This window comes from Moorena sp. SIO4A5 (genome assembly GCF_010672005.1).
GTDB lineage: Bacteria > Cyanobacteriota > Cyanobacteriia > Cyanobacteriales > Coleofasciculaceae > Moorena.
The window spans coordinates 1-5,278 of record NZ_JAAHHZ010000314.1; the positions used below are offsets into that span (position 1 = coordinate 1).

The following is a 5,278-nucleotide window of genomic DNA, read 5'->3' on the forward strand; positions in this document are numbered from 1 at the left end:
AAAGGTTTATCCCCTGCTTAAGAAGGGTGGAATTTTAAGCTATTGTAATTTGACGTCAACAGGAGTTCTCAAGAATAGATACGATTCCTGGGAAGCTCTTTTCAATGAAACTCAAGTTCCTTATCTTCTTGAAGCAGGTGTTCCAGAAAAGGATATTAAAGGTATCATCATCTTCAAAGTTTATCCACCTACTGAATGCTTATACTTTCAACACAAGACAGCCATGATTCCGATTATTGTAAAAGAGTAAGTGTAAGCATTCAGCAGTCAGCCGTCAGCCGTCAGCTAATTTGATTCAAAAGCACCTCAAGTAGCGTGGCACAGGCTTCTAGCCTGTGAGGTAACCCATAAGCTGATGGCTGATAGCTGACTATTTACGTGAAGCCTGGTTTTCAAGCCTCTTCCCGTAACTTATCCAAAACACTGCGGTCTTCTAGAGTGGAGGTATCTCCAGCAACCTCTTGACCTGCAGCTAGCGATCGCAATAGCCGACGCATAATCTTTCCGGAACGAGTCTTGGGCAAAGCATCAGTAAAGCGAATGTCACCAGGACGTGCGATCGCACCAATTTCTTTGACCACGTGCTGCTTTAGTTCTTGCTTGAGTTCGTCACTAGCGCTATAACTGCCTTCTAAGGTCACAAAGGCAAAGACATCTTCCCCTTTTACCTCATCAGGTTTACCGACTACAGCGGCTTCAGCTACAGAAGGATGAGAAACCAGTGCTGACTCTACTTCCATGGTTCCTAAGCGGTGACCAGAGATATTCAACACATCATCGACACGACCCATAACCCAGAAATAGCCATTGGGGTCTTTTCTGGCACCATCTCCAGCAAAATAGAAGTATTGCCCATCTTTTGGTTGAATGTGTTCCCAATAGGTGCGGCGGAAACGGTCATCATCCCCATAGACAGTACGGATCATACTTGGCCAAGGATGTTTGATAACTAAATAACCACCGTCATTATCCCCAACTGAATTGCCGTCTAAATCTACAATATCAGCAATAATGCCTGGGAAGGGGAAGGTAGCGGAACCGGGTTTAGTGGGAGTAGCACCAGGTAAGGGGGTGAGCATGAAGCCACCGGTTTCCGTTTGCCACCACGTATCGACAATGGGACAACGTTCTCCCCCAATCACCCGATGGTACCACATCCAGGCTTCTGGGTTAATCGGTTCACCAACAGTTCCTAGGATACGTAGGGACGATAAATCACGGGCGTTGGGATGCTGGTCTCCCATCTTAATAAAGGCACGAATAGCAGTGGGAGCAGTGTAGAAGATAGTGACTCCATATTTTTCTACTACATCCCACAAGCAACCGGGATTGGAAGGACGGGGAGCCCCTTCGTACATGAGGCTAGTAGCACCATTGGACAATGGACCATAGACAATGTAACTGTGTCCGGTAATCCAGCCGACATCAGCAGTACACCAGTAGACATCGGTCTCTTTGAGGTCAAAGGTCCACTTGGTAGTCATGTGGGTGTAGAGGTTATAGCCACCAGTAGTGTGAACAACCCCTTTCGGTTTACCTGTGGTACCGCTAGTGTAGAGAATGAAGAGCATATCTTCACTATCCATGGGTTCCGCTGGACAATCCGCAGATGCTCCCGGTTGCAAGTCATGCCACCAGTGGTCTCGTTCTGGTTCCATGTCAATCCCTTGCTTGGTGCGTTCTACCACTAGGACGTTTTCTACTGTAGGTGCGCCATTATTCTCTAAGGCTTTATCAACTTGGATCTTGAGAGGAACAATCTTGTCTTTGCGCCAGCCCCCATCAGCAGTAATTACTAATTTAGCTTGAGCATCTACCAGTCGGTCTTTGAGGGCTTCAGCACTAAAGCCACCAAAAACAACGGTGTGGGGAGCACCAATTCTAGCACAGGCCAGCATGGCAATAGCAGCTTCGGGAATCATGGGCATATAAATGCCAACGCGATCGCCTTTTTTCACTCCCAGTTGTTTGATCACATTTGCCATCTGGCAAACTTCCCGGTGTAACTGGGCATAGGTTAGGGTGCGGGAGTCTCCCGGTTCCCCTTCCCAAATCAGGGCAGCTTTATTCCGACGCCAGGTAGTGAGGTGTCTGTCAAGACAGTTGTAAGAAATATTAATCTTTCCACCAACAAACCATTTGGCAAAGGGAGGTTGCCAATCTAATACGGTATCCCACTTTTGAAACCAGTCTAGTTCTTGGTCTGCAAGCTGGGCCCAAAACCCTTCGGGGTCAGCTTTGGCTTGTTCATAAAGTTGCTGATACTCCGCCATGCTCTTAATCTGGGCATTCTCGCAAAAGTCAGCCGGTGGCGGGAACAGCCGTTCTTCTTGAAGGATTGATTCTATAGTCGGTTGTGACATCGTTATGGAAAATTACTGATATCTAATTAGGTAGTCTAGACCTAGCCAAGGCTCAGTCTATTAAAACCATACTGAACAGGTCACCCAGTTGGGCAAATCGTTGGATTTCTTTAATTTCTGGTTTGTTACTACTCCTCCCTACTCCCTGCTCCCTGCTCCCTAAAACCCACTCCTAGTAAGTACCTCACCCAATTTAAAACTGCTGTAGTTATGTCAATCAAAGTAGAAGTTGTTCCCCATGACCCGAAGTGGCGAGAGGAATTTGAGCATGAATCAAAGCAGATTGCCCTTGCCGTCGGCGACAACTTAGTTGCTGTACACCATATTGGGAGTACATCTATTCCAGAACTAGACGCTAAACCGATTATTGATATTTTGCTTGAAGTCAAAGACATTACCAAAGTAGATGAAAATAGTTCAGGGATGGACACAATAGGCTATGAAGGAATGGGTGAATACGGCATACCAGGTCGTCGTTATTTCCGCAAACATAATCAAATAGGAATCAGAACACATCATGTTCATATGTTTGAGCTTAATTCGCTACAGGTAGAGCGTCACTTAGCCTTTCGAGATTATATGATTGCCCATCCTAAGGATGCCCATAAATACGGTGAACTTAAGCGAAAACTTGCTAATAAATATCCATACAATATTGAAGCCTATATGGATGGAAAAGATGGGTTCATCAAAGAGATGGATCGAAAAGCAGCAGAGTGGCGCAGAGAATTAAGAATTAAGAATTAAGAATTGAGAATTAAGAATTGAGAATTAAGAATTAAGAATTAAGAATTAAGAATTGGGAATTTATAATTCTGGCTTCTGGCTTCTGGCTTCTGGCTTCTGCCTTCTGCCTTCACCATTCTGCCTTCACCATTTTTAATTCTACATTCTTCATTCTACATTATAAATTCTTCATTCTACATTATAAATTCTTCATTCTACATTATAAATTCTTCATTCTACATTATAAATTCTTCATTATAAATTCTACATTATAAATTCTTCATTATAAATTCTTCATTATAAATTCTTCATTATAAATTCTACATTCTGACCTCCTTCGATAACAATCGCTCCAATAACGGTTTAGGAATTGTCTCAAAATCCTCCAACAAGAAATCCATAATCGCCAGATGGCGCAAGTGACCAGGAGTCGGAGGGTAACAGCGACGACTGGTGTTAAACCAGTGCGATCGCCTATCTTGTCGGGTGCGTTAACCAAGTGCGATCGCTTATCTTGTCAGGTGTGTTCGCGTAGCGTGGCCATAGGCCAATCGCTTATCCTAGGGTTAACACTCCCATGGGAAAATCCACAACCAAACGCTTTGTTCGTAACCACAAAACACCTAAAAGACTATTTACCAGTTCATCTCCTCCTAACACTTCAACCGTAAACTCCTCTTCCTCAATAACCACCTTTCCCTCATATAAATTAAACCGTGCTTCTCCCTGGGCTGTTTGCATATCCTGTGGTTCATTATTACGCACCCACCCTAAACTCTCAGCATCTTGATTATCAATAGCTAACCAACCTGTAAACCCTGTATCTAACAGTGCCATAACGGGAAAAACCTCCCCATCAGCAGACATCAAGCCAATTTCAAAAAATAACTCCCCTCGACTATTAAATTCACCTTGGATCATATTCTGCCACAAGTTCCCGTTTCATTAATTTGCATAATAATACACTTTTTACCTGGATGTTTAGAACGGGATTTGGAAAGTGCTACCTTTTTATCTTCATCGATAAAATACTCCCCACTATCAGGTTCAATAATAATAAACCAATCATAATGCTCTTGAATCAATTCTGGTTGTACTCGCTCAAAGACCTCTCGACAACGCTTATAAAACACTGCATCTTCTGCTTTAATTCTGGCTTTTTCTTCAGGAGACAGTCGTTTCTCCGGAAAAACCCGTCCTCGCCTTACAGTGTGATGGGAAGATGATGGTGTCATTTTAGTTATACAAAACGCTGTAGATAGGTTTATAATAACAAGAATATCCCCCCTCAGGTTATTTATCCCTTTCTTGCTAAGAAAGGGATAAGGGGTGACTTGTTCAAAATCTTATATAAGGCCCCATAAACTAGCCAATTATTCGAGCATAGATGATCAGCTTTCTGAATAGCTTCAGCCGCTCCCTGATTTTCACCCCTGTCAAACAAACACCGGGCATAATAACACCAGCCATTAGGATTATTTGCGTACTCCTCAGTTACTTTCCATCATTCTATTAATCAGCAATGCCTTCCCTTTTGCCTCTTGCCTCTTGCCTCTTGCCTTTGGGAGTATGTTCACAACTCAAATACAAAGGTGTTTATATACCTTATGATTGGAATTGTGATTATCTCCCACAGTGCTAAGCTAGCAGCTGGGGTCAAGGAATTAGCTGAACAGATGGTTCAGACCTCCGTACCAATTGCGATCGCAGCTGGTATGGATGACCCAGAAAATCCCTTTGGTACCGATGTGCTGCAAGTCCAAGCCGCCATTGAGTCGGTTTACTCCGATGCTGGGGTAGTGGTATTAATGGATCTAGGCAGTGCAGTGCTCAGTGCGGAAATGGCACTGGAGTTTCTGGATGAAGAGCAGAAACCCAAGGTAAGATTGTGCGAAGCGCCATTAGTGGAAGGTGCGATCGCAGCGGTTGTCCAAGCTGCGGCTGGTGCTGATATCGACCAAGTTATTGCTGAAGCTAGATCAGCCTTAACTGCTAAAGCCTCTCAGTTATCAGTTGTTGATAGTACACAACTTACCCATTGCCCCCTAAATCCCCCAAACTTGATACGGCTGGCGAAATTAATATTTGTTTACAAAAGGATGAGCAGATGTGGAAAAGATCCTTTGTTCGTAGTTGGTTTGGGAGTTACAGTTGAAACAATTGTATCAGTTATCAAACTGAGGAGTTGC

The 5,278-nt window shown here is 43.7% G+C and carries 6 protein-coding genes; 3 read left to right on the forward strand and 3 right to left on the reverse strand.

Annotated elements, in window-relative coordinates; all coding sequences use genetic code 11:
* The coding region (locus tag F6K57_RS35865) for a hypothetical protein (RefSeq protein ID WP_293072827.1) at positions 1-250 on the forward strand (250 nt) is incomplete at its 5' end.
* A 142-nt stretch (positions 251-392) separates the two neighbouring features.
* Here F6K57_RS35865 and acs read toward each other — a convergent pair.
* Positions 393-2,363, reverse strand: a complete 1,971-nt coding sequence (gene acs, locus F6K57_RS35870) for an acetate--CoA ligase (protein ID WP_293072830.1) — start codon at positions 2,361-2,363, stop codon at positions 393-395.
* Positions 2,364-2,573: 210 nt separating this feature from the next.
* Between acs and F6K57_RS35875 the strand changes: the two genes are divergently transcribed.
* Complete coding sequence (locus F6K57_RS35875) at positions 2,574-3,110, forward strand: GrpB family protein (protein WP_293072833.1); 537 nt, start codon at positions 2,574-2,576, stop codon at positions 3,108-3,110.
* Between the two features lie 534 nt (positions 3,111-3,644).
* On the opposite strand, the gene F6K57_RS35880 is transcribed toward F6K57_RS35875, so the two are convergent.
* Both F6K57_RS35880 and F6K57_RS35885 read right to left on the reverse strand, forming a co-directional pair.
* Positions 3,645-4,010 carry an aspartyl protease gene (locus F6K57_RS35880; RefSeq protein WP_293020831.1) on the reverse strand — a complete coding sequence of 122 codons (366 nt, stop codon included), beginning with the start codon at positions 4,008-4,010 and terminating at the stop codon, positions 3,645-3,647.
* The gene (locus tag F6K57_RS35885; protein WP_293020832.1) at positions 4,007-4,324 is read right to left on the reverse strand and encodes a hypothetical protein; all 318 of its coding nucleotides are present in this window, start codon (positions 4,322-4,324) and stop codon (positions 4,007-4,009) included. Before F6K57_RS35885 ends, F6K57_RS35880 begins: the two co-directional genes overlap by 4 nt.
* A 372-nt stretch (positions 4,325-4,696) precedes the next feature.
* On the opposite strand from F6K57_RS35885, the gene dhaM reads away from it, so the two are divergent.
* Positions 4,697-5,278 (forward strand): dihydroxyacetone kinase phosphoryl donor subunit DhaM (gene dhaM / locus F6K57_RS35890; RefSeq protein ID WP_293072837.1); only part of this gene is annotated, 582 nt, incomplete at its 3' end.

Excerpts from the sequence above, each read along its gene's own strand:
- F6K57_RS35875 (WP_293072833.1), top strand. The coding sequence starts at position 2,574 with ATGTCAATCAAAGTAGAAGTTGTTCCCCATGACCCGAAGTGGCGAGAG.
- F6K57_RS35885 (WP_293020832.1), bottom strand. The coding sequence starts at position 4,324 with ATGACACCATCATCTTCCCATCACACTGTAAGGCGAGGACGGGTTTTT.
- F6K57_RS35880 (WP_293020831.1), bottom strand. The coding sequence starts at position 4,010 with ATGATCCAAGGTGAATTTAATAGTCGAGGGGAGTTATTTTTTGAAATT.
- acs (WP_293072830.1), bottom strand. The coding sequence starts at position 2,363 with ATGTCACAACCGACTATAGAATCAATCCTTCAAGAAGAACGGCTGTTC.